Raw genomic sequence first — 25,936 nt, forward strand, 5'->3', positions numbered from 1 at the left:
GCTTAGCGTATCTTCCTCCATGATTTAAAGAATGTACTCAGAATCATCCTATCGATTCCATATTTACCTGATCCAAGAACTAAGCTATACAAACAGGTACTAATGAAAAATAAGAGCGTACTTATATTTTGTGGCATCAAGAATGGGTTGGCCATTAAATTCTCTGCCACTACCCATAACAATGAAAGGCTAATTAGCCGGGTTGTAAATCCTGCCGATAGAAAAGCACCCTGCACCCAATATTCCATGCGTTCTAACCATGGTAGCAATTCCACAACTCTTGGACTTAAAGACCGGATTATTTCAATGGTTTCGGCATCCATCATTTGTATTTCTGATATTGGTAAACCAATTATTTGTCTGCCAACATCAAATAAGATAAAGTATCCAAATAGTACGCGAGGAATTAGCATCAACACATTTACCGATTTCGACTCGATGTGTACTTTCTGAAACAACACATTCATACGCATTTCCACTTTGGTAATTAGGTGAAGTACATGATCTTTAGTGAATGTAGCTCTTAGCTTTAACCAATATCGTTTTATTGATTCCATTTTCACCTTGATTAGCAGAAATGTTGGTTTGTTATGGTTGTTTTATTTGTTGTACTTCTTGGTTAAAAAAGTCCTGTAAGCGATGAGTGCCGTGGCGGGTGGCAATACTTTCGCGCGCCATAAGTGTGAGAAAGAATTCAAGCGGACCAAATTTTTGCCCGGGAAGAAAAATCTTAGCTGTATGTAGTATCAATAACCTGATCCAGCCCGGAAGGTGAACAATATTAGCCGGTTTATTCCACGCGCATAAAGCCATTTCTGCTATCTCATTTTGAGTAAGAATATCTGGTCCGCCTACCGATATCTCTTTTTCTTTCTGAGCAATAGCCCGTACACACACTTCCGAAAGGTCAGCCCCGTGGATAGGGTTTAGCTTTGACTCTCCGTTCCCGAACAACACAACCCTGCCTTTCTCAGCCATGTAGAGCACCTCCCGTAGATCCGAAAAAAATCCACTGGGTCGAATGACGGTATATTCTAATCCCGATGCTTTGAGGGCATCCACAAATCGTTCTTTAGCTTCGGTGATCTTAAGATGGCGTAGCTTGTCACCGTCTATAACAGATACGTATATAAATTTTCTAACCCCGGTTCGTTGTGCTTCCTTCAGCAGGTTTAAATTTGCCTGGTAATCGACATCCATATAGGTAAGCCCATCTTTTTGGCGGGTGATACCAACAGTTGATATCACTGTCTCAACATTCTTACAAACGCCACTCAGTGTTTCTGGCCGGGTTACTTCAGCCTGCACTATCTTGATATTTCGGTAATTCAGATCTTCTAACTTTTCCGGAGCTCGAACCAAAGCTATAGCTGGTATCTTCCAGCTATGCAGTTCTTCAAGTATATATTTTCCGAGATAGCCACTGGCTCCGGCAACTAAGATTTTTGTCATGGTGCATTCCTTTTTTGATTGCAAGGCCAAGATCAGCAGCCAGCATCTTATAATCGTGCGAAATGATATTTTCGGCGCTTTTTATGAAATCTCGGACTTTTTAGAAAAGAGAAAGGGCTGGTAGCAACAGAATGAGAAGACTAAACCACTCTGCACTGAAAGTTAAGGGTTTTCAAACCCCTGGCTGGAACCAATGAAGGAAGTAATTAAAATGAGAGTATAGGTAACTTCTTATTCTGAGGCCTAAGCTTCGACCTCTTTTCCCTAAAATCGGGACTCCTTCTCAAGGAGAGACTTTTTCCAGGCTTCTTTAAAAACCTATTCCTATGTAAGACTCTGATGTGTTATGTGCGTCTTTCTCCTTGTGAAGGAGAAAACAAATGAGGTCAGAAATGTAGATCCTGTTGCAGATTAAGACTCAGTGCAGGCTTAGAATCAAGTCTCCTACTGATGCTCCTTCAGCCATTTCCGAGGGGTAATACCAGTTTTCTTTTTGAAGTAATCATTGAAAGTGGATTTAGAATTAAACCCACTTTCAAAAGCTAAGCCCAGTAAGGTAAAATTCTGATTAGCGGGATCCAATGCCTTCTGCTTAAAACACTCCAGCCGGAAATTATTAACATAATCGTTGAAGCTTACCCCCACCTGATCATTCAGCATCCATGATAGTTTATTTGGGTGAAGTTCAGCTTCAGCAGCCAGGGTTCTCAAAGTCAATGCCGTATCAAGGTAGCGTTCGTCCTTATGCATTAAATGATCGAGTTTTTCTATAGCCATTTCGATCTCTTGAGGCTGCATCAATGCTCGGGCATCAACCTCATTATTTTTATGCGCACTTCCGTTACTCAGCTCCTGCCTTGATCGTTTACTGGGTAACCGGGATGGTTCAAATGTCTTTTTGACCAACTCTTTAAAACCATCTGTTTCCTGAATTTTGTCAAGAAAGGGGCGGCTCAGGAAGTTTGCAAACTGACCTCTTTTATCTACAACAGCACGTTGAAGAAGTTCCAGTGCTTTTTCTTGAGCCCCAAATTGCGTATATAAAAACACAGGCCAGGGCATAATTGAAATTCCTTCTTCCTCTACAACCTCATCAATTTCCTCAAGCTTGATGTCATGATCGGCAGGATGGTCGGTCAGTGTGTACAGCATCCTACTTGATTTCGGAGAAACTGCCAATGCCGTATTTTCTAAATAGGTCTCCAACTCCTCCTCTCGCTTTAATTTGATCAGGCAAAGTTGCTTCATGGCAATGGCATGCGTAAAATCAGGATTGATCCCCAGAGAGGATTCTATACTTGCAAGGGCCGATTCATAATCTTCCTGCAAATAATGAATGTTCGCTTTGGTAAAATGATGGTTGGGTGAAAGTGGATCCAGCTGAAGGATATGTTTTGTATGATCCATGGCTTCATCGAACCAGCCAATGGCCGTATATAATTCAGCCAACCCTTCCTCGGCTTCCGTATAAGAAGGATTTAAAGCCATTGACCTTTGATATAGCTTTTCTGCTTCCCGGTAATTCCAGTGCCCCCAAAATTCAAGTGTCGCTTTGCTGTAGTATCCCAGAAATGACTGATCGTCGATCTCAAATCCGCGACCAATATAATCCGCTGCCATGTCAAGCGATGAAATATTCGGGGTCCATGATCCAAACATTGCATGGCAATAACCCGCTCCAAAATAAGGCCACGCAAAATCCGGAGCCATCTCTATGCATTGCTGATAAAACTTCATCGCATTTTCGATCCCTTCACGGTCCCAACGCAAGTGATTATAGCGAGCCTTTAAGTAGAGATTATAGGCCTGGATATTTTGAGTGGGTACATCCACCAGGTGTTCCCCGATCTCCAGGTGACCAAAATTTTCCCTGATCTGTTCCGCGATGGTTAAGCTAATCTCATCCTGAAGCTCAAAGATATCCTCAATATCACGATCAAAGCGCCCCGACCATATTTGAAATCCATCTGTCGTTTGTATCAGCTGCGCTGATATCCGAACTTTTTTTCGTGACCGACGCACACTGCCCTCCAGCACCGTGGAAACCCCTAATTGATTGCCGATGTGCCTTACATCCATCTGCCTGCCTTTGAAGACAAATGAAGAGGTTCGGGCACTCACCTTTAAACCCTCAATTCGGCTTAAAGCATTAATGATATCCTCGGTAATACCGTCACTGAAATATTCATTTTCAGGATCTGCACTCAGGTTCAGAAATGGCAGAATAGCTATGGATTTATTATCGATCAAAAAAAGTAGGTGTTTTAGTACTACCCGTTATTCATATATATGGGAAGAAGATATAAAAACATGGGAATAAAGGAACAGAGATAAAAAGGTCAGACGATAGGTGTCAATAATATCCTTTACCGCAACTCAGACACGGGGAGCCGTCCTTGTATTATTTCTAATTGGATTAACCCCCCCCTTTTATAATCAGCATGTAATGGGAGCATAGCCTCAGCTGAGCATCCGTGAACAGAGCTCCAGTTAGGGGACAAAGCCGAATACTATAACCTATTGTATCAAATTACCAAAACCTATTGTATCAAATTACCAAGTACCTCCACTCTCATTTTAATCCCATCAATTATTCCAGTTGATATTGAAGTCCATTCGGCATTAGAAAAAAGAGCGTTAAGAAGATGACGAAATGAAGCGTGAAGAAACCCCGAGCATTCGGGGCGCAGGCACTTGATCTACAGGCAAACCCGGCCGGGGAGCATTGATTTCTTTTAGCGGAGTGTAGCCATCTTTAGCTCTTTTTTCGCAGTCGCCCCGATCAATCGGGGTTGGTTCTTTTGTCGGTACAAAAGAACAAGGAAAACAATGACAGGCAACCAAGTCCTTTCCTGCACGAGAAGCCGGAGCTTCCGGGACAGCAATGCGAAGATGGACCTTCGCAACAAGGTAAAAATAAAGCCACCGTTCTGATTTTTCTCCATAGCACCCTTAAAGTCCAAAATCTCACCAATACGTCCGCATTTTCATTTCAGGACGTTTGACCTGCTATTTCTTACGATCATTGATCTGTCGATTCGATAAAGTGGATTTTAAAGACTGAATCTTTCGACAAATATCAAATCATTCATTTAATCATTTAAAATTCAGAACAATGAAAAACCTACTTATTATTGTTTTTACACTGGCCTCATTTAGCGCTTTTGCTCAAACCAGCTCACCGGAGGATAAAGAAACTGAAGTCACCCATAAGTGGAGGGTAAGTATGCCTTATATCGTTCCAGATGAGATTATCTTTGGATATGGAAAGCGAACTAGTATTCAAATGGTAGAATTGCATGTAAAACGTAACCTTGATGACAAAAACATCATTGGAGTGAAGTTCGCTACTTGGCGATTATTTCAACCCATGGGAATCACCTGGTGGCAGGGTGTTGTGGATAAAATAGAATCTGGGACTGAATATTACGATGGATACCTAAGAGAAACAGGAATTGGCGTCTCATACCAACGCATGCTTTGGAAAGGGCTTTTTGCATCTGTTGAAGTGCTACCACAAATTCAAACCTATACCGATTTAGACGGTAAAAAAATCAAAAATGGATTTAAGCTTTATAACTCGGTTCATTTGGGTTATCACGCAGCATTTGGGAAGAAAAAACGATTTTTCATAGAACCTCAGGTTCATATCAACCAGTGGATGTTCGACAACAACTCGCCTGCTGGATTTAAGGAGTTCGATGACAAATATGGAAATTTCTTCTTTTTTGAGCCGAATATTTACTTAGGGTGGAAATTTTAAAGTTTAGCGGCCTCATAGCAGCGATGGGATATGCCCAAAAGAATAACTCCACTAAAAAAGACTAATAACCTGATACTATGTTTAAATCCAAACAAGGCAAGAAAGAAATACTTCAACTGTACGATGCAAAGCTGGATAGCCTAAAGATTGAATACGAATACTTAACGGTACAAACCAGTTTTGGAAAGACCAACATCATAGCTACTGGAGATCCTGCGAATCCGCCGATCATAATTGTTCATGGTTCGAATGGTTGTGCCCCTATTGCTCTGGAGACCTATGCTAATCTGCATAAGAAATTCAGGGTTTTTGCGGTGGATGTACTGGCTCAACCCAATAAAAGTGCCGAGACGCGCTTGAGTATGAAAGATGATTCCTATGGAAAATGGATGAATGAACTCATCGCTGACCTAAAGATTGAATCAGTAACTATGGCAGGATTCTCTTTTGGCGGATTGATCATTCTTAAAACGCTGGAATACGATGAGAGCAACATCAAAGAAGTGTATCTCTCATCACCGGCTTATATCGTAAATGGAAATCCATTGAAGGCCATTTTCAAAGTTTTCATCCCTATGAAAAGGTACATGAAAACTAAAAAAGTAAAGTATGTCGAGAAGTTTCTGTCCCACTTGTTCACCGATCGGGATGAGTTTGCTATCGAATTTCTTTCCAAAGTCTTTTTAGAATTTGAGATGGACTTTACCCCGGTTCCTGTCATAGATACTAAGGCAGCCAAAGAAATCACAACACCCATTACCCTTTTCGCAGCTGAAAACGACATCCTGTTTCCCGGAAAGAAAATGATAAAACGGGCAGCAAAGATATTTCCGTCGCTTAGAAAAAGCACGCTTCTTGAACATTCAAAACATGTTCAAAACAAAGAACAAAATGAAATGATTGAACAAGAGATTATGAGATAAGGAGCACTGGATACAACAAGAAGCACCCGAAAAGACTACTCAGGTTATTCTAAACTGGCTCGATAAAAAGAAAAATGAAAGCGATTAAATGTTTGAAATACGGAGGGTCTGAAAACCTGGTACTGGCAGATGTTGAAAAGCCAAACCCAAAAAACAATGAGGTGCTGATAGAAATAAAAGCTACCTCAGTCACAGCCAGCGACGTGCTCATACGAAGATTGGATGAGCCGCTCATTCCAAAATTTATACTTCAAACCATCTTCGGTTTTGGGAAACCACGCAACCCCATTTTGGGGATGGTATCATCGGGTGTTGTAGAAGCTAAGGGGAAAAATGTTTCGTCATTCAATGTTGGAGATGAAGTATTTGCTTATGGCTCTGTTTCACCAACAAAGCGGCATTTTGGTTCTTATGCCGAATATATATGCCTGCCCGAAGACTGGAGTATCGCCCTGAAACCGGCAAGCATCAGTCATAATGAGGCTGCCGCGACTCCCTATGGTGGCTTACTGGCTATACATCTGCTGAGCAAAACCTCCATTCAGAAAGGTGATGAAGTTTTAATCTACGGGGCTTCAGGCAGTATTGGGACCATGGCAGTGCAGTTAGCCAAAATTGCCGGCGCGAACGTAACCGCTGTTTGCAGCCGCAAAAACTTTGACCTGGTCAAATCGCTGGGTAGTGATCAGGTGATTGATTACACCCTGCAGGGCGCTGATAAACAGTTATCCACTTATAAATATGTATTAGATGCAGTCGGAAACTCAAAGTCTTCAATACTTAAAGAAAAAAGCAAAAAGGCGTTACATGTAAATGGTAAATACATATCCATTGATACCGGTGTCCCCAAAACCCCCAGAAGTGCTTTTCTACAATTGAAAAACTATCTCGCAGCAGGGAAGATCAAACCGGTCATTGATAGAGTCTTCCCATTAGAAAAAATGGCCGAGGCCCACGATTATGTTGAACTCGGGCATAAGCGAGGTGATGTTATTATCAGTGTCTCCCATTGACATTACTGAGAACAAAACAAAAACAATCATCATAATTCATTATGACTAAATCTCAAGAATCACTTAAAAAAGATGCCCGAATAACCGGTCTATTCTATCTATCACTTGTAATTTTCGGTGTATTAGGTTTTCTGGTATTTCATCCCAAAATATTTATTGCAGACGACCCCGCAGCAACCCTTCAAAATATTATCGGTAATGAATCGATTCTACGAATCCGACTGCTGCTGGAATTAGGGATAGTTCTGTCACAGGTTCTGACTGCGGTATGGTTTTACAAATTATTCAGAACCATTCGTGAGTGGGCTTCCTGGTCTGTAGCGATCTGGGGTACCGTTAATGCTGTGGTAATTTTGATAAGTGCAATTTCAATGGGATCAATGATCAATGTTGCAGCATCTTCTCTGTCGACCGAAGAGCAGATCCTGTTGATTTCAGTTTTACACAATATTATTAGTAATGCATGGGCTGCCGGAAGCCTCTTTTTTGGACTATGGCTCATTCCAATGGGATATATCGTTACCCATTCACGCCGAATGCCTATTTGGTTAGGATATATGTTAATTATTGGTGGTTTCGGTTATATACTGAGCACATTGCTCCATTACTCAGGAATACAGTCTGCATTCATTGAATACCTAACCATTCCCGCTACTATCGGCGAATTCTGGATGATCGGTTACCTACTCATTTTTGGAATCAGATCAGATGCCCCTGTATAATCAAAGTAAATGTAGTAGGTCATCATTTCTTAAACACAATAACCATTAACGAAATAGATCCTAATTCAATATGAAACTTCACTTAATAATCTTATTAACCTTCACGCTACTTATTGCCTGCAAGAGTTCAACGAAGCCCACCATTACCCAACAACCTACACTTGATGACTATCAAATTGGTGAAACATGGGTTTGGAAATATAAAGGAGTAACGACTGAGGGAGAAGTACGTTCAGATGGCACCGACAAACGAATGATCGTACAAATGAATGAAGGTTTAGGCATGACCATAAGCAATGACACCATTCCACTCACCGACATCGTTAAGGTGGATGAGAGCGAAACACCTAAGTACGACTGGCCATTGAAAGTTGGTAAAACATGGAAATATGAAAACAGCTGGACTAGTCAGGATGGTACTACCGGAACACAGAGTCAGCAAGCCGAAGTGTTATCCTATCAGGAAGAAACGGTAGAAGCCGGAACATTTATGGCTTATACCATCAAATACACCGGTAAAACTACAAATTCCAGAGGGTATAATGCGGATGAAGAAGAGATTTGGTTGTATGCTCCGTCAGTAAAAAACTTTATTAAACTGACTCAGTCTCAAGGGGATTTTTTGTATGTCGAGGAACTCATTGAATATTCTAAACCCAATTGATCAGGAAAGACAGATGTGCAGTTTATACCTGATAAAGACCACTTTTTCCGCATACGTGAGGTCATCCCCACTTATATCAAATTGCACCTTTATTTCTAAGCTTGGCTGCTTAGACTGACTTAAAACAGGATATAAATTAAAAAATCATCATCGCTAAGCTCATTATTACAAACCAGGATCTATGATGTAAACTCTTCACTGGAATACTCATATTTTTTCTAACTTTGCCCCTTTGATCATCAACCAAATACAAAGGGTCACTTCCCCCAACGCTGCCGATAAGCCAACGATCCATCCAAAAATGACCTTGTGTTCAGGATATAAAATAAATCCAAAGCTTTCGATCAGGTAGCCGAATGAGGCGCCGATCATGAGGATGCCCAAGACTTTTGGGAAGTGAAGTGATTTCATCAGCAAATAGCCCAGTAGGAAACAGTGAATTCCGAACGCTACTCCGGCCAGAATATATCCCAAATGATGGGCTTCCATAAAAAACATGGATAATTCACTTAGCTGAATCTGAGAAAATTGACTGGTAAGTCCATCACTTTCCAAAACGTTAAGAGCCGCTACATGATTAAGTAAATTTGCAGTTGCTACTCCCGGATGCGCTATCAACCTGAAACATGCCATGATCAATGCGAGGGGTTTATTCACCGACTTCAACAATAGGTATAGCAATACTGAAATCGCAATATCTGTAGAAAACGCGATCAGGTCTGTAACCAGTCCCCATCTAAACAATGCTGAATTAGCCAGGATATTATTCGCAGTGGCGATCGCATCGCCGGCAATAAATACGGATTCTCTTGCCACACCCTGAGCGAATCCCGCACAAAATATTACGATCAGATACAGCACTCCGGTAATTCTGCCTATTTTCTTTTCATTATACATGAGTAGTTCCTCCTTGAATTGCCAATATGATATTTCCCTGTTTATGACCTGATTCTGCATGGATATGAGCCTCCTTGATTTCTTCCATACTGTATGTTTTTTCAATGACCGCCTTGAGCTTTTTTGATTTGATCAGGTCTTTGATCTCATCCAATAGTTCCTGGGATTCTTTTGTGACTCCAGTATATACTTTATGACCTTTTCGGAACGTGTTCATCATCATGGCTCGCATCAACCCAAGATTAAATGCAGTTGATATAAAGTGACCTTCTGAGCTTAATAACGGCTTAACACTCCTATAGCTCAGATTGCCTACGGTATCAAAAACGATATCATGCTTTTGAGGATGGTCCGTGAGCCTCTCTTTTTTGTAATCAATAACCTGATCTGCACCGATCTCGCGCACTAATTTCACATTCCGGGTGCTGCAAACTCCGATTACGGTAGCACCTTTTCCTTTGGCTATCTGCACAGCATAACTACCCACACTCCCGGAGGCCCCATTTATTAATACCCGACCTCCCTTTTTCAGTCCCCCCTGTTTCAGAAAGAACAATGCGGTCATCGCCCCGATTGGAATAGCTGCCAGTGAATCATCTTCAATATCTCCGTCAGCCCTGGAGATCACACTATCCTCACTCAATACGATAAATTCTGAATGAGCGCCGGTCTTCAATCCGGTACTCCCAAAAACTTTATCGCCCGGCTTAAATCGTGTTACACTCCCTCCTGTTTCAATAACCTCCCCGTAAAATTCCTGCCCCAAAACCTTCCTTTTTGGGGTGAATAGTCCATTCATAAAACGAACCATCATAGGGTCAGCTTTTCTCAGGTGCCAATCAGCAGCCGTAACGGAACTGCTTATAACTTTTATTAATAATTCATTCCGGGAGGGTTCAGGAGTGCTGGTTTTTATCAACTTCAGAACATCCGGGCTACCGTAGGATTCATATATAATGGACTTCATAGTGTTCCTCTTATTTTAGGATTCGTAAGCAATGACCGTTTATTCAGAAATTGAAGAGATCTTCGTAAGATCATTGCCTGTGAGTAAGGTTAGGTTTTGCGTAATCTTCGATATATCCCAGTCCCACCATTTCAGCTTTAGCAACTCATCGATTTTTTCTTGGGGGAATCTGTATCTGATTAGTTTAGCCGGATTACCACCTACTATGCTGTAGGGTTCAACATCATTCACTACGGTAGTATTGGTAGCTATGATCGCTCCATCTCCAATTTTAATACCTGCAGTAATCGTAGCGTTATGACCAACCCAGACATCATTACCGATTACAGTATCACCTTTATATGGATATACTTTGTCCTCCATAGCATCTTCCCACCCATTACCGAAGATGGCAAACGGGTACGTTGATATGGCATCTGTCAGGTGATTGGCTCCATTCATAATGAATGAGACTCCCGAGGCGATCATGCAAAATTTACCGATCTTCAGTTTATCACCGGTGAAATCGAAATGATATTTCACGTTTCGCATGAAGTTCTGAACATCTTCCAGGTCATCGTAATAGGTATAATCGCCTACTTCGATACCAGGATGGTTTACAAGATTCTTTAGAAAACACAGCTTTTTGTGATGTGCTAAAGGAAATAAAGTGTCTTTATCAGGACCGTACATACCTGGAGAGTTAATTTCTGTTATCTACGGTGCTAAGATGGAGCTATAACTTCCATGAATCGTTCGGATATACGTATTCGGACTTTTTTTTGTACATCCGAACTTTAGGATAAGGTGTTAAATTCAGACACTATTACTTTAATTAGTGAATAAGGGAAGAATAGCCGGGCTAACAGGTTCCGAAATTCCTGTATCAGGTAGTTATTGCTGTTCTTTCAGCCAGCGTCGGGGAGTAAGGCCGGTGCTTTTTTTGAAATAATCGTTAAATGTGGTTTTTGAATTGAATCCACATTCGAATGCAATGCCCAGTAAAGTCAGGTTTTGGTTCTCTGGTAGCACAGCCATTTTTTTAAAATGTTCCAGCCGGTAAGAGTTGATGAAATGATGGAAGTTCGCTCTTTTATCCTGATTAATTAACCAGGATAGTTTGTTGGAACTCGTGTTAATATGATCCGCCAGATTGGTCAGCGAAAGTGTTGGATCAAGATATAACTCTTCTACCTCCATGCTTTTATCCAAGGCGCTTATCAGTTCCTTATGTTCTTCCTTATCGGTAATTAATGGTCTTGAATCAGATGAGTCTTCATATATCTCGCTTAGTAATGGGAATTTTTGGGGAAGGAACTCCTTAAGATTTTTGTACTCTTCCCGGGTCCTCAGTTTTGCTAAAAAAGGATCGTAGTTAAAGCAGATATATTTTCCATGCTTTTGATTCAGTCCCTCTTCCAACATTTCAAAAGCCTGATCATAATTCTCTGCCAGTGTAAGAAAATATAACCGCCAGGGATGGATGGTCTCATCAGCCAGAAACGGCTGCTCATAATCTGAAATGGGTTCATGGTGGTACAGGCGATAAAGAGTGGTATAGTAATCCATAAATGGTAACTCGCTAAACTCTTCCAATATCTCCTCAAGCTCCGCCCGGTTATCTGTCAAAATCAAGGCGGCTGCTTTCAACTGTACAGCAAATATCCATTTAGGGTCTTGCTTTAACACCTTATCCATTTGTTGAATGGCTTTTTCATATTCGCCAGAGAAGTATAAGATGTTCCCCTTCATAAAGGTATGATTGAGGGAAAGAGGATTGATCTCCAGAGCACGGTCAATATGGATCATGGCTTCATCAAATTGTCCCACCATGATATACATGCCTGCAATAGCCTCTATAGCTTCGGCATTATTGGGGCTCAGTTCCATGGAACGTTTGAAATGATCAATGGCACCGCTGTGGTCCCACTCAATCATCATGTCTATTGATGCCATTGCTAAATGATAATCTAAAGAGTCACTGTTCACTTCCACGGCTTTTTCAAGGTACTTATAGACTTCAGATCTGGCTTCTTCTCCCGAGCTCCAGAAAAGCATATAAGTATAGCAGAATACAATTCCATAGTAGGCCCTGAATAATTCCGGATCTAACTGAATGGCCTTTCGATAGTGTTCTATAGCTCGTAGTAATGCATCATTTGTCCATTTTAGTTGCTCATGCCGACCTTTCAGGTAATAGTCGTAGGCATCAAAATTATTGGAATCGGCAGAAACCAGCGACGGCTGTAATTCGATGTGACCAAAATTCTCTCTGATTTTATCTGCCACCAGTAAACTGATCTCATCCTGAAGCTTAAAGATATCCTCAAGCTGGCGATCGTATTTCATACTCCAAATCTGAAATCCGTCACTCGTACGGACCAGCCGAACCGATATCCTCACATCCATCCCTGATTTCCTGACACTTCCCTCCAGAATGGTAGCTACTCCAAGTTGATTCCCTATCGCCCTCACATCCAAGTGCTTGCCTTTAAACATAAAACTTGATGTTCGTGCGATAACCTTCAGTCCTTTTGTTTTTGACAAAGCCAGGATGATTTCCTCCGTAATCCCATCACTGAAATATTCATTATCCTTATCAGGACTTAAATTGATAAAGGGTAATATTGCAACGGATTTGTCCGTCATAAGGGCTTTAGACACACCATTAGAGATTACAAGCGAAATGATAATAGGTAATCAGGTATTAACTATCCAATGACAGAAATTGATTGAGTCAGGATTTAAGATGGAATGAAAATGAATAGGCATGAGTCCGAATCAATACATTCGGACGATGGACGCTCCAGCTTCCAATATGAAAATGGAGCTACATAATGAATACCAAACAATTCAATACTATGAATCTGTAATATTGCACCTGTCAAAAAGCCAAGCCATCGCATAAAACATTTCAAGCGGATGAGCCAAAACAAAAAAAGCCTGACCCGCTTTTCGCGAATCAGGCTTTGGTAAGCTCCCCGGGCTGGATTCGAACCAGCGACCAATTGATTAACAGTCAACTGCTCTGCCACTGAGCTACCGAGGAATATGTGTAGCTTTTTGACTTTATTTACTTCAATAAATAAAAAAGCCCCGTTGAAGGGGCGACAAATATAAAGACATTATCCGCCTACTTTCAACACTTTTCTTCACTTTTTATAGAAAACTTTCTGAAGCACCAATCCCGCCGCGGGAGCGGTATAAGTAGGAATATCTGATTTGGGATTTCTCAGTGCTTCCTCAAATTGATCCGGCGTCATTTTATTCTGTGCTACACGCACCATTGTTCCGATCAAACGTCTTACCATATTCCGCAAAAACCGGTTGGCCCTGATGTGATATTTGATCACCTCTCCCTCTTCCTCAAACTCCGAAAGCTGAATTTCACACAGAGTCGTCATGTTATCCTCATTAAATTTTGAGAACCCTGCAAAATCAAATTCACCCTTTAGCAAAGCCGCACATTCTTCGAGTTTGGTATAATCAATGGGTTGATTGAGCTGCCATGAATATCGCTCTTTAAGCGGCATCCATCTTTTTGTGATGGTGTATTCGTACTGCCGACCTGTGGCATCAAACCGGGCATGGAAGTCATCCGCTACTTCCTCAATACCCGTGATCTGAATTTCTTTCCCTATCAGCTTGTTTGTTTTATAGATCAGATCTTCAACATCAACGTCTTCAGACAGATCTAAATGTGCCGTTTGCCCGGTGGCATGGACGCCGGCATCGGTTCTGCCCTGTCCGATTATGTTCATATCGGTTTGCAGAATCGTAGAGAATGCATCCTCAATGGTTTGTTCAACAGTAGGAGCATTGGGTTGAATTTGCCACCCGGAAAAATCGGTGCCGTCGTACTCAATCGTAAGTAGGTATCTTTGCATGCTTGCAATATATGAATGAGTTTCAACATTCTTGAAATTAGAAATTACATATTCAGATTAGTCCCGAATTTTATCATCTTTGGTCAACAACAGAAGTCCGAAATCTTGAAGTTATATTATGCGCATTGAGTTAGATATTAAGCTTGGTTTCAAAAACGTGATGATTCGTCCTAAACGCTCTACCCTCAAATCCCGCGCGGACGTTTCGCTGGAACGAACCTTTAAATTTCTGCATGCCAAAAAAGGCTGGACGGGTATCCCGGTAATGGCCGCTAACATGGACACCACTGGTACTTTCGAAATGGCCACGGCACTGGCCGAGCATAAAATGTTCACCGCCATCCACAAGCACTACTCCATAGAGCAATGGAAAGCTTTTTTAGATGCAGCTGAGGAGTCCATCACAGAACATATAGCCGTGAGCACCGGAACCGGATCGGCGGATATGGAAAAACTCAATGAGCTGATGAACCAGTTTCCCCAACTTCGGTTTATCTGTATTGATGTGGCTAACGGTTATTCAGAGCACTTCGTGAAATTTGTGAAGAAAGTACGGGAAAAATATCCTGATAAAGTAATCATAGCCGGCAATGTGGTAACCGGAGAAATGGTGGAAGAACTGCTACTGGCCGGGGCTGATATTATAAAAGTGGGAATCGGGCCGGGTTCGGTTTGTACTACACGACTCAAAACCGGCGTCGGATTCCCCCAGCTTTCAGCGATCATTGAATGTGCCGATGCCGCCCATGGGTTAGGTGGACAAATTATTTCTGACGGTGGTTGTAAATCCCCCGGCGATGTAGCCAAAGCCTTTGGCGGCGGTGCCGATTTTGTGATGCTCGGTGGTATGTTTTCCGGTCACAAAGAAAGTGGCGGCGAATTGGTTGAGGAAGATGGGGAGAAATTTAAAACTTTCTACGGCATGAGCTCAGAAACCGCGATGGAAAAATACTCTGGCGGTGTGGCCGAATACCGCGCCTCCGAAGGTAAAACCGTAAAAGTGCCCTATCGCGGACCTGTAGAAGACACCGTTCAGGACATACTTGGCGGTGTGCGATCTACCTGCACCTATGTAGGAGCCAAAAAACTGAAAGAGCTAACCAAACGCACAACCTTCATCCGGGTTCAGGAACAGTTAAATGAGATGTTTTCGGAGTAAAGTCAAAACGTGTTAATGTGTTTACGTTTTACATCATAACGTAAACACATTAACACATGGCACTTTTAATCACTCTTTATTCAACAACCGAAATATAATCGCCAGCTGGCCGGTATGATATGCGTTGTGTTCCAGAACCAGCAGAGCTTCGCGGAGTAGTGTTTGTCCATCTCCGTGAGGGATTTCAGTCTGAAGGTCATTCTTTGGATTCAGGATGAAATTCATCATCTCATTGCGCTCATCAAAAAACTGCTTTTTCAACTCTTCCCACTCCTCTTCACTGGCCGGGGCCTGTTCCATGGGCCAGTAATCATCAGGCCAGGTCATTCTCTCGTAATGGCTGTTTCGGCTGAAGTCCAGAATATCATATTGAGCTACGCGCAGATGAAAAAACTGCTCGTAGAAAGAATACGGGAGTCCGGCCGGGCGCTTGCCTAAATCTTCAAAGTCAACTTCCTCCAGCAAATCCTCAATTTTTATAAAGGCCTGTCCGCCTTCCAGCTGATGAATTAAATGTTCCCGCGTTACCCGCTCCGAATGCTGTTCCATTAAGTACTTTGGCTTTTGTTTGGTTTGAATTCATCCCATAAATACATGTTATGTGAGAATCATTCAACCTAAGCATTAATTCCCCAACCACCATCTTACCATCGACAACCCTCTCTTCCAGTACAGAAGCGAGGGGGTTCAGCCCTTCGATGCCACATCAGCCAATCGCGATGCCGTGAACGACTCGCTTGTTTACCCGAATACACCTAACCCTCAACCACCATCTTACCATCGGCAATCATCTCTTCAGGTACAAAAGCGAAGGGGTTCAGCCCTTCGATACTATTTCAACCAACCGCGATGCCGTAAACGACTCGCTTGTTTACCGGAAACCATCACTCCCTAAATTACTAATTCTCCACATACAACCATCTCTTCCTGCGTACAAATCAAGGTGTTTACCTCATTACAAAACATATCCTTTCTTAAAGGCGAAAATACTTTGTAAGGAATTAGCTTGAAATCGCTCTAACAAGAGAGATTGAACAGATACCGCATCATGCCTAAAACTTATAACATGATCTGGGTACACATTGTATTCCGGACTAAAGAAAGCAAGCCATTCCTCTCCTGGGAGATAAGAAATGCCGTATGTGACTTTATCAAGAAAGAGGGAAACCGAAGGGGATTCTTCGTTGATACCGTAAATGGAGTCAGAGACCATTTGCATGTGTTACTCAGGATCAGAACTACACAAACCGTAGCGGATGCTGTCAACTGTATTAAAGGTGCCTCCTCTCGATGGCTAAATTTACAATACAACTGGAAATATGGTTTCGAATGGCAGGAAGGATACGGCGTCTTCTCTGTAAGTATTGATGATATAAACAAGATCAGAGCCTATATCTATAATCAGGAGAAACATCATAAATCCAAGACATGCATTCCTCAATTTGAAGAAACACGGTCCCGTACTCAGACAAGTGCGATGCCGTGAACGACTCGCTTGTTTACTGGAAACCATTTAATCCCCAACCAACATCTTACCACTGGCAACACTCTCTTCCAGTACGCAAGCGAAGGGGTTCAGCCCTTCAATGCTACATCAACCCATCACAATGCCGTAAACAACTCGCTTGCTTACCCGATTACGCCTAACCCTCAACCACCATCTTTCCATCAGCAACTATCCCTTCCAGTACACAAGTGAAGGGGTTCAGCCCTTCGATAGTTAATCACCCTAAAAAATTGCAGATTCATATCGCCGTCAGATTGTTTAATTTCCGTCATCCACATTAAACCTATTTTATTCCATGAACACTTTTTTAAAGCTGTTGATCTTCTTTTTCATCCTGATAATAGGATTCGCCGGGCTGGCTTTTTACTGGACGTTCTACAAACCCCTGCCTGATTATGAGGAAACCATTTCGCTGAGCGGACTTTCTGAAGAGGTCCAAGTCCATTGGGATGCTTACGGTGTTCCGCATATCTTCGCGAATAACGAAGATGATTTATACTATGCTTTGGGGTATGTTCACGCCCAGGATCGTCTGTGGCAAATGACGCTCACCCAGATTGCCGCCGAAGGTCGTTTTGCAGAATTTTTTGGAGAGGATGAGGAGCTGATTGAGCTGGACAAATATCAGCGGACGCTTGGGTTTTGGAAAATAGCACAGCAGCTGGTGGACACGCTCGGACAAGAAGAACGGGAGGTGCTTAATGCATATACCCATGGAGTGAATGCTTTTGTGGATAACAACACGAACCGACTGCCTGTGGAGTTTTCGCTGACCGGAATTCAGCCGCTGAGATGGACACCGGCTCGATCTCTGGCCGTCAGCCGGCTGATGGGATGGGAATTGAATATGGGGTGGTGGAGTGAAGTTACCTACGGATACCTCCGGGAAAAACTCCCCGCCAATCAGTTTGAACAACTTCAATTGCGTTTTCCTGATTCGGCTCCAACTTCCCTGGATGATGAAGAGTCGATGGGTTACTCCTCTGCCCTGATGCCCATGCTTCATCAGGAAATTAAGAAAAGGGAGCTCCTCGAAATGGAAGGCACCCATGTAGGAAGTAACGCCTGGGTAATTGACGGTTCCAAATCAGAGACCGGTTACCCGATGCTGGCAGGCGACCCTCATCTGGGGCTGGATATGCCGGGCAAGTGGTATGAAGTGCACCTGAACCTGAACGGCAAGAATGTATCCGGGGCAACGTTGGCCGGAGTACCGGCGGTTATCATCGGGCAGAATGATCAGATAGCTTGGTCATTTACCAGCATCATGAGTGATGACACCGACTTTTTCCTCGAGCAAACCGATCCGCTGGACCGTGGCCGATATGTTGCCGATTCCCTCAATGACACCACTGCTACGTATCGCTCATTTGATAAAATCAGAGAAATCATCAAAGTGAAAGATGGTGATGACCGGTCGTTTGAAATTAGATACACCAAGCACGGACCCGTTATTTCTGATATCTATCCTGTGCAGGAGCTCACCGAAGATAAGGTGATCTCCATGCAATGGACCGGCTACGAAATGAGCAACGAAATGCGGACGCTGTACCAAATCAACTGGGCTGAGGATTTCCAGGATTTTAAAGACGCCCTCCCTTCATTTGGAGTACCGGGATTGAATCTGATGTATGGAGATGTGGAAGGAAATATTGCCATGTACTCGGTAGCTAAACTCCCCATTCGTAGCGGAGATCCCATCACATTACGGGAAGGTTGGGATCCGGCTCAGGACTGGCAGGGATTCATTCCCCACGATCAAATGCCCCGACTTATCAACCCCGAGGACGGCTGGATTGCCAATGCCAACAACAAAATCACTACCGACAGTTACCCTTATTATATTGCAACTTTTTGGGAGCCGCCTTCAAGAATTGAGCGAATCGAGCAGGTGCTAACAGCTGATTCAACCTTGGGATACAACCAGTTTCAAAGCTTGCAAAATGATTCCTATTCGGCCTTTGCAGCAAAACTCACCCCCAAGATTCTGGAGATCATCAAAAACCAGGATGCCTATAACTTTGACCTCCCCGTCTCATACCTTGAGAATTGGAATTATAAGTACGATTTGAAATCCACAGCTGCCTCAATATTTGATGTGTTTTTCGTCAACTTCACGGAGAATACGCTGAAAGATGATTTTGGTGATGTGGTCTATTCCAATTTCATTCATCATGAGAATATCCCGGTTCGCACCATGTCATCACTCATCGATACCGAAAGTTCGTTCTTTGATGACCTGACCACCGAATCGGTTGAGACGAAAGAAGATATGGTTGTGAAGAGTATGCAGGATGCTATCCTGTTTTTGAGTGATTCTTTAGGAAGCGAACCCTTTGAATGGAGGTGGGAACAGCTGCATACATTGATGCTGGAACCGCCGCTTTTATCACGCGCAGCTGAAGACCCCGAATCTCCAAATGCTTTGAAACTTATTGTTGATAATGTACTCAGTAAAGGACCCTACAAAGTTCCGAGTCATGGAATGAGCGTAAACAACGGTCAATACAGGTGGAATAATGCTTTTGAGATGATTCTCGGCCCATCCATTCGCCGCATTTCTGACCTATCCGATATGAGCAGAAGTAAAAGCATCCTCCCTACCGGTCAGTCGGGCAATCCTTTATCCGACCATTACGGCGACCAAACCGACATGTGGCTGGATGGTCAGTACCGGTGGTTGTATCAGGACTCTACCCTTTTTGAAGAAGCTGATATCCGAACCATGCGGTTGGTGCCTGTGGAGTAAATCTGCGTAATTGTTTTATTCTAACATCTCTTATCAACGATGCCGTAAACGACTCGCTTGCTTACCTGAATACATCTCGACCTTGGACAACTTCTAACACAAAGCAACCAGCTCTTCCAGTACCCAAGCGAAGGGGTTTAGCCCTTCCATACTAAGCCAATCTACCGCGATGCCGTGAACAACTCGCTTGCTTACTTGAATCCATCTCATCCTTGGACAACTTCTAACACAAAGCAACCAGCTCTTCCAGTACCCAAGCGAAGGGGTTTAGCCCTTCGCGAAGCGTGATGTACCGCATATGTTTTCACCCTCGCTGCATTCACCAATTTTAACAAATCCATCCGCAACAAGAATTTATGAAGCAGCGTATTTCTGCACCGCGTATATTCCGTTCTTAACCTAATTTAATCCTGCTATGAAACCACGCATACTTTACCTTTTATCAGCCCTCCTCATTTCCTCCTTTATAACAGCATCTTGTGTTCAGAAACAAACCGAATTCTCTGTTGAGTACGAGAAATTCACTCTGGATAACGGCTTGGAAGTCATTTTTCATAAAGACCATTCAGACCCGGTTGTGGCCGTGGCTTTGACTTTCCACGTAGGTTCTGCCCGTGAAATTGAAGGACGTACCGGTTTTGCTCACCTCTTTGAACATTTGCTGTTTCTGGAATCTGAGAACTTAGGTAAAGGCGGATTGGATAAAATGAGCAGCCGCATCGGCGGTTCAGGTGCAAACGGTTCCACCAGCCGCGATCGTACCAATTATTTCCAGACGGTGCCAAAAGATGCCCTGGAGAAAATGATTTGGGCTGAAGCCGATAAGCTCGGCTACTTCATTAATACCGTGACTGAAGCTGTACTGGCGAAAGAGAAACAGGTGGTGAAAAATGAAAAGCGTCAGGGTGTGGACAATGCCCCTTATGGTCATGCTAACTATGTAGTGGGAAAGAATATGTATCCGGCCGAACATCCTTACAACTGGCAGGTCATCGGTTCGCTGGAAGATCTCCAAAATGCTACGCTTCAGGATGTGAAGGATTTCTATAACCGATGGTACGTTCCCAACAATGCGACTCTTGTGATCGCCGGAGATTTTGATTCAGAGCAAGCCAAAGCCTGGATCCACAGGTATTTTGATGAAATTCCACGGGGTGAAGACATTGAGCCTTTACCGGATATGCCGGCCGACCTGGATCAAACAAAGAAAAAATATTACGAAGACAATTTCGCCCGACTTCCGGAATTACGACTCGTTTGGCCCGGTGTGGATTTATATCATGAGGATGCCTATGCGTTGGATATCCTGACGGAACTGCTTGCTGATGGCAAAAAAGCTCCGCTGTATAAGGTATTGGTTGAGGAGCAGGAACTGACCTCTAACGTATATATGAATAGCGGAAACTCTGAGCTTGCCGGGGAAATTACCTTCATCACCCGTGCATATCCCAATACTGATTTGGATGATGTTGCAGGAGCGGTCAACGAAGCTTTTATGAGGTTTGAAGATGAGGGATTTATCCAGGCCGACCTGGACCGGATTAAAGCCGGCATAGAAACCGATTTTTATAACGGGCTTTCCAGCGTGTTAGGGAAAGCATTTCAGCTAGCCCAATACAATATCTTTGCGGGTGATCCCGGGTACATCAACAAGGATATTCAGAAAACCCTCGCGGTCACTAAAGAAGATGTGATGAGGGTTTATCAGGAATATATAAAAGGCCAATATTTTGTAGCCACCAGCTTTGTGCCTCAAGGAGGAGCTGACCTGGCTTTGGATGGTTCAGAACCGGCTGAAGTTGTGGAAGAAGAAATCGTGCAGAATGGGGAAGGCGAAAGCTTTAGCCTGCCCGAAGAAACTGCCTATGAGAAAACGCCATCCATTTTTGACCGATCTGTAGAACCACCCTATGGTGAAAGTCCGGATTTGAAAGTACCGGAAATCTGGGAAACGGAACTCGCCAATGGATTGGATGTATATGGGATCGAGAATTATGAGCTTCCTCTGGTTGAATTTGAGATTACGATCAAAGGTGGTTTGATGCTTGAAAATCCCGAAAAAACCGGCGTGGCCAATTTGCTTGCCGAACTACTGACAAAAGGCACGGCCAATAAAACGCCGGAAGAACTGGAACAGGCCATCGATGAGCTGGGTGCCAGCATCAATATCTTCTCAGGCCGTCAGTCTATCACCATCAGGGGGAATTCCCTGGCGCGTAACTATGATGAAACCATGGCTTTGGTAGAAGAAATGCTGCTGGAGCCCCGCTGGGATGAGCGTGAATTTGAACTGGCCAAGCAAAGTACAATGAGCCAGATTGCTCAGCAGAGTGCCAACCCGAACAGTATTGCAACAAATACCTTCAACAAGCTGCTTTACGGTGAAGACCACATTTTATCCTTCAACCCAATTGGAACCACTTCAAGTATCGAGGCTATTACACTGGATGACCTGAAAGCATATTATGAGAACTACATATCTCCTTCTGTGGCCGATATGCACGTAGTAGGAGCAATTGATCAGGGTGAAGTTGTTGCATCTCTTGACAACTTAAATGACCGCTGGGAAGCCAAAGAGGTAGAACTCCCGGAATTTGAAACCCCGGAGCCGCCTTCAGCATCCAACGTGTATTTTTATGATGTACCTGATGCCAAACAATCGGTACTGAGATTCGGTTACCTGGCTATGCCGGAAACCCATCCCGATTTCTATCCTGCTGAGGTGATGAACTACAAGCTGGGCGGTGGCGGATTTGCTTCACGCTTCACCCAGGAACTGCGGGAAGGAAAAGGCTATACCTATGGGATCGGGTCCGGCTTTTCCGGCTCAGACATCGCCGGACCTTTCGTGATTTCGAGCGGAGTCCGAACCAATGTCACTTATGAATCGGCCGCATTGGTCAAAGAAATCCTCGAAGATTATCCTGACACTTTCACCGAAGAAGACCTTAAAAACACCAAAAGCTTTTTACTGAAAAGTAATGCCCGCCGGTTTGAAACTTTAGGCGCAAAACTGAACCTGTTAGAAAATATCAGTGCCTATGGCTGGTCGCCTGATTACATCAAACAGCGGGAAGAAGTGGTGAAAAACATGACGCAAGAACGCATTCAAGAGCTGGCCCGAACTTATGCCAATCCCGATAAAATGATCTGGCTGGTGGTAGGAGATGCCAAAACACAAATGGATCGCCTGGAACAATTAGGCTTTGGAACCCCCATACTGGTAAACGAATACTTTAAAGAAGGAAATTAGGAATGAGTATTGAGGAATGAGTATTGAGATGTTAGGACGGAGTCAACAAACCCTCTCAATACTCAATTCTCTTAACTCACAACTATCCAACTCAATACCCAATATAACTCTGTCCTTCTTTCAGCTCGATGATGCCATCTTTGGTGGTGAATTTTACCGGTATGGAAATAAATCCTCCTCCTCTTTTGGCTTTCTTGACTGTAAAATGCAGATGCGGCCCGGTTGCATATCCGGTAGCACCGGAATACCCGATTAGCTGACCGGTTCGAACCTCCTGCCCTAATCGCACTTCCACGCCTTGGTGCCTCAGGTGTGAGTAATCGGCAAAGGTTCCGTCATCATGCAAAATGGTAATAAAATTGGCGAACGGCATCATATCTTCCGAGCCCCCACCGCGGTTATTCTTTTCCTCCATCATCACCACTTTCCCGCTTCGTGCGGCATAGATTTCCGTTCCGGTTGGCATGTTAAAATCGAGGGCATGCCGGGAATCTCCGTAATGAGAAAAGGTTCCACCAAATCCCTGATCCACTTTGTAGGATTCTCCGATTGGGAAAGGTAATCGATAGGCAAATGAATCGTTATGGCGGGCAAATATATTCCCCATGTAATACCGGTACCTTGTATTTAAATTCCAGCCCTCTTTTAAATCCTTATAAGTAAATCTTACCAAAAGCCGGTTACTGTTTGCGGGGAGAAAGTCAACGAGCGAAAGCTTTTTTTGGGGTTCCAGTTTGTCGATGTCCGCATCAAGCTCTATAGTTACGGGATATAAATTCGTATTTCTGGCGTGAAGCTCAATGTGCTCTTCCTTCTCAATACGAAAAACCTCAACCGATCCCTTGTCCTGAGATAACAATCCGGCAATCAGAAACAATATTACCCAAAATGACTTCATACTGATTTCTTATTCTTAGGTATTTTGCTGAACTTCGATGTCAACGAATTTATTCTCATGGATCTTTCTGTCATTCACTTACTGCTCATTTTAAGTGCTTCACTCGATGGGGAGTCTAACGAAAGCCGTATTTATTTAAAAATAAAAAACGGCGATCAACAAGCATTCCGAAAGTTTTTTGATGCCCATCACGATGAATTATACAGATATTTAACCTCCAAAGGCGTAGCAAAAGAAGCGACCGAAGACCTGATCCAGAAAGCCTTTGTTTATATTTGGGAAAACCGGGCTTCCATCGAAGAGCATAAGTCGCTCCGGGCCTATCTTTTCCGGATTGCCTACACGCGGATGCTCAACCTTTTTCGGGATAATGAAAAATTCGATCAGAACAAGGAAATCCGGGAGTTGGATTACCCTGATTCCAGCTCTCAACCCGATCAGGATATTCATCAAAGAGAATTAAACAAAACCATCGAAGAGGCAATATCAGCAATGCCTGAAAAGCGACAAAACGTTTTCCGGCTCTGTTTCATGCAGGAATTCACCTATAAAGAAGCCGCTGAGTTCCTGGATGTATCGGTCAAAACCGTGGAAAATCATATGGGACTTGCCCTGAAAGATCTCCGTTCATCCCTGTCAAAAGCAGCCGAAGATTACTTGTAAATCTTCTGTAAGACTCCTGTTATTCATAGATTTACGCTCTCAATAACTTGGTACTCCTTTTTTTATCATCAATTCAGCAGAAAATTATTTACTATATGATTGGGGGAACTTTGAATTTGATGTGTAATAGTAGTGAACACATAATTAACTGAACCATTATGAAATCACTATTCAAAAAAATACCTACTACTGTACTCCCACTCTTAATGGTAGCAGCCATGTTTTCTGCCTGTACCCTGGATGATATCTCCAAAGACATCGACAACCAGGAACTGACTGCAGAAGAAATTGAAGCAGCTACCCAGATTATGGGAGAGGCCTTATCTGATGATAATGACGGCGTTTTCTCCAGCCTGAACGATGCACTAACCACCGTTTCATCTTCAGGCTTTGGAAATGACAGCCAGATGAAGGGGCATGACGACGACAGAAACTCCGGTCGGGGTAACGAAAGCAATTACCAGTACGAATACGATCGGGAAACCGGTACGCATACCATCAGCTTTAACCGGGAAGTGAATAACCCGAATTTCAAGAAAAGCTTGTCGGCTGTATTAACTTATGTATTCACCGATGTTAACGGAGAGTATATTGCTGCACCCCGACAAAATCGTGAACGCATTGAGAATATCGATTTCACTTCCGACAAAAACGGTAGCACACAAAGTCGATTCCGAAATTCGGAATTCAGCCGTGCTGATACCTTCGCATTCACCGGCCTGAGCGATGCCAGCTCCATACTTACCATCGATGGGAAACACTACGGCAATGGTTCCATTGACGGTGTAACCCGGGACGGTGACACTTTCGAACGCTCTTTTGTTAACGAAATCAATTTCCTTGATATACAAGTGAATAAGGACACTGTTGCCGCATACGGTTCATTAACTCAAGGAGTGACCGGAACCCTCAATTATGTGCTGACTATCTTCCGTAGCAGCAATGGACAAGGTTCTTCCAAAACGGTTACCGGAACCATCGAAATGGATGGTGACGGAACTGCTCTCCTTCGCTTTGCTAACGTAAACCGTTTGTTTAAAGTGAATCTGCGCACCGGGTTTGTCAGCGACGACGAGGTTGATATTGAATCAGCCGTTGCAGCCGTTGACACGTTGAATCAAACCGTAACGCTCCGAAATGATTTATTGGTCATAGTTTCTGACCGTACCGAAATTGAAGGTGAAGACGGACTGGATTCACTCGAAGCCGTTGCAAGAGCTCTTGATGCCGGCGAAAGCGTTATTGCTGAAGTGGAAGGATACCGGAATCCTGATAACAGATCTGAATTCATTGCTGAAGAAATCGAATTCGAATTTGCTGAAGATGATGATGAAGACGACGATGACAACGACGATGATGATTAACCTTAACTGATACTTCAAACATTACCGTGCAGACCTTTGACCGGGTCTGCACGGATTCTTTTAGATTCAACAACCC

At 43.3% G+C, this 25,936-nt stretch carries 21 protein-coding genes and 1 tRNA gene; 11 read left to right on the plus strand and 11 right to left on the minus strand.

From position 1 onward, the window contains the following. Positions 1–2: 2 nt before the first annotated feature. The 3 genes from NM125_RS01595 to NM125_RS01605 form a co-directional block, all read right to left on the minus strand. Positions 3–557 carry a hypothetical protein gene (locus tag NM125_RS01595; RefSeq protein WP_255132187.1) on the minus strand — a complete coding sequence of 185 codons (555 nt, stop codon included), beginning with the start codon at positions 555–557 and terminating at the stop codon, positions 3–5. A gap of 31 nt (positions 558–588) precedes the next feature. Then, entirely contained in the window at positions 589–1,452 is an 864-nt protein-coding gene (locus tag NM125_RS01600) for an SDR family oxidoreductase (RefSeq protein ID WP_255132188.1), read from the minus strand. 444 nt (positions 1,453–1,896) lie between these two features. Beyond that, complete coding sequence (locus NM125_RS01605; RefSeq protein ID WP_255132190.1) at positions 1,897–3,702, minus strand: helix-turn-helix domain-containing protein; 1,806 nt, start codon at positions 3,700–3,702, stop codon at positions 1,897–1,899. An 865-nt stretch (positions 3,703–4,567) separates the two neighbouring features. On the opposite strand from NM125_RS01605, the gene NM125_RS01610 reads away from it, so the two are divergent. The 5 genes from NM125_RS01610 (at position 4,568) to NM125_RS01630 (ending at position 8,537) form a co-directional block, all read left to right on the plus strand. Beyond that, complete coding sequence (locus tag NM125_RS01610; RefSeq protein WP_255132192.1) at positions 4,568–5,215, plus strand: hypothetical protein; 648 nt, start codon at positions 4,568–4,570, stop codon at positions 5,213–5,215. A 77-nt stretch (positions 5,216–5,292) separates the two neighbouring features. After that, on the plus strand, positions 5,293–6,138 hold the full coding sequence (locus tag NM125_RS01615) for an alpha/beta fold hydrolase (RefSeq protein WP_255132194.1): 846 nt from the start codon (positions 5,293–5,295) through the stop codon (positions 6,136–6,138). 74 nt (positions 6,139–6,212) lie between these two features. Next, positions 6,213–7,151, plus strand: coding sequence for an NAD(P)-dependent alcohol dehydrogenase (locus NM125_RS01620; RefSeq protein WP_255132196.1), 939 nt, complete (start codon positions 6,213–6,215; stop codon positions 7,149–7,151). A gap of 41 nt (positions 7,152–7,192) precedes the next feature. After that, positions 7,193–7,873 (plus strand): DUF4386 domain-containing protein, encoded by a 681-nt coding sequence (locus tag NM125_RS01625; protein ID WP_255132197.1) that lies wholly within the window; start codon positions 7,193–7,195, stop codon positions 7,871–7,873. A gap of 70 nt (positions 7,874–7,943) precedes the next feature. Beyond that, positions 7,944–8,537 (plus strand): hypothetical protein, encoded by a 594-nt coding sequence (locus tag NM125_RS01630; RefSeq protein ID WP_255132200.1) that lies wholly within the window; start codon positions 7,944–7,946, stop codon positions 8,535–8,537. Positions 8,538–8,744: 207 nt separating this feature from the next. Here NM125_RS01630 and NM125_RS01635 read toward each other — a convergent pair whose 3' ends face one another. From NM125_RS01635 to truA, 6 genes are all read right to left on the minus strand, one after another. Next, positions 8,745–9,434: a DUF4386 domain-containing protein gene (locus NM125_RS01635; protein ID WP_255132202.1), complete on the minus strand. Its 690-nt coding sequence runs from the start codon at positions 9,432–9,434 to the stop codon at positions 8,745–8,747. After that, the gene (locus NM125_RS01640) at positions 9,427–10,401 is read right to left on the minus strand and encodes an NAD(P)-dependent alcohol dehydrogenase (protein WP_255132204.1); all 975 of its coding nucleotides are present in this window, start codon (positions 10,399–10,401) and stop codon (positions 9,427–9,429) included. The genes NM125_RS01635 and NM125_RS01640 overlap by 8 nt, the downstream gene beginning before the upstream one ends. A 39-nt stretch (positions 10,402–10,440) precedes the next feature. Further along, positions 10,441–11,073, minus strand: coding sequence for a CatB-related O-acetyltransferase (locus tag NM125_RS01645; protein ID WP_255132206.1), 633 nt, complete (start codon positions 11,071–11,073; stop codon positions 10,441–10,443). A 201-nt stretch (positions 11,074–11,274) separates the two neighbouring features. Further along, a complete protein-coding gene (locus NM125_RS01650; protein WP_255132208.1) occupies positions 11,275–13,029 on the minus strand; it encodes a helix-turn-helix domain-containing protein in 1,755 nt (584 codons plus the stop codon). 328 nt (positions 13,030–13,357) lie between these two features. Next, positions 13,358–13,429: transfer RNA gene (locus NM125_RS01655), tRNA-Asn, on the minus strand. A gap of 103 nt (positions 13,430–13,532) precedes the next feature. Continuing rightward, a complete protein-coding gene (truA, locus tag NM125_RS01660) occupies positions 13,533–14,267 on the minus strand; it encodes a tRNA pseudouridine(38-40) synthase TruA (protein WP_255132209.1) in 735 nt (244 codons plus the stop codon). Positions 14,268–14,385: 118 nt separating this feature from the next. On the opposite strand from truA, the gene NM125_RS01665 reads away from it, so the two are divergent. Continuing rightward, a complete protein-coding gene (locus NM125_RS01665) occupies positions 14,386–15,426 on the plus strand; it encodes a GMP reductase (protein WP_255132211.1) in 1,041 nt (346 codons plus the stop codon). A 69-nt stretch (positions 15,427–15,495) separates the two neighbouring features. Here NM125_RS01665 and NM125_RS01670 read toward each other — a convergent pair whose 3' ends face one another. Next, positions 15,496–15,975, minus strand: a complete 480-nt coding sequence (locus NM125_RS01670) for a DinB family protein (RefSeq protein WP_255132213.1) — start codon at positions 15,973–15,975, stop codon at positions 15,496–15,498. 499 nt (positions 15,976–16,474) lie between these two features. Between NM125_RS01670 and tnpA the strand changes: the two genes are divergently transcribed. The 3 genes from tnpA to NM125_RS01685 all read left to right on the plus strand — a co-directional run bounded on the left by tnpA (position 16,475) and on the right by NM125_RS01685 (position 22,935). Next, the gene (gene tnpA / locus NM125_RS01675; RefSeq protein WP_255132214.1) at positions 16,475–16,912 is read left to right on the plus strand and encodes an IS200/IS605 family transposase; all 438 of its coding nucleotides are present in this window, start codon (positions 16,475–16,477) and stop codon (positions 16,910–16,912) included. 316 nt (positions 16,913–17,228) lie between these two features. Beyond that, the gene (locus NM125_RS01680; RefSeq protein WP_255132216.1) at positions 17,229–19,682 is read left to right on the plus strand and encodes a penicillin acylase family protein; all 2,454 of its coding nucleotides are present in this window, start codon (positions 17,229–17,231) and stop codon (positions 19,680–19,682) included. A 415-nt stretch (positions 19,683–20,097) separates the two neighbouring features. After that, positions 20,098–22,935: a M16 family metallopeptidase gene (locus NM125_RS01685; RefSeq protein WP_255132217.1), complete on the plus strand. Its 2,838-nt coding sequence runs from the start codon at positions 20,098–20,100 to the stop codon at positions 22,933–22,935. A 91-nt stretch (positions 22,936–23,026) separates the two neighbouring features. On the opposite strand, the gene NM125_RS01690 is transcribed toward NM125_RS01685, so the two are convergent. After that, complete coding sequence (locus NM125_RS01690; protein WP_255132219.1) at positions 23,027–23,833, minus strand: M23 family metallopeptidase; 807 nt, start codon at positions 23,831–23,833, stop codon at positions 23,027–23,029. A gap of 57 nt (positions 23,834–23,890) precedes the next feature. Between NM125_RS01690 and NM125_RS01695 the strand changes: the two genes are divergently transcribed. Further along, positions 23,891–24,496 (plus strand): RNA polymerase sigma factor, encoded by a 606-nt coding sequence (locus NM125_RS01695; protein ID WP_255132221.1) that lies wholly within the window; start codon positions 23,891–23,893, stop codon positions 24,494–24,496. 158 nt (positions 24,497–24,654) lie between these two features. After that, positions 24,655–25,860 (plus strand): hypothetical protein, encoded by a 1,206-nt coding sequence (locus tag NM125_RS01700; RefSeq protein ID WP_255132223.1) that lies wholly within the window; start codon positions 24,655–24,657, stop codon positions 25,858–25,860. The last annotated feature ends 76 nt before the right edge of the window (positions 25,861–25,936 follow it).

The sequence above is a fragment of the Gracilimonas sediminicola genome (assembly GCF_024320785.1).
In the GTDB taxonomy this organism is placed as follows: Bacteria; Bacteroidota; Rhodothermia; order Balneolales; family Balneolaceae; genus Gracilimonas; species Gracilimonas sediminicola.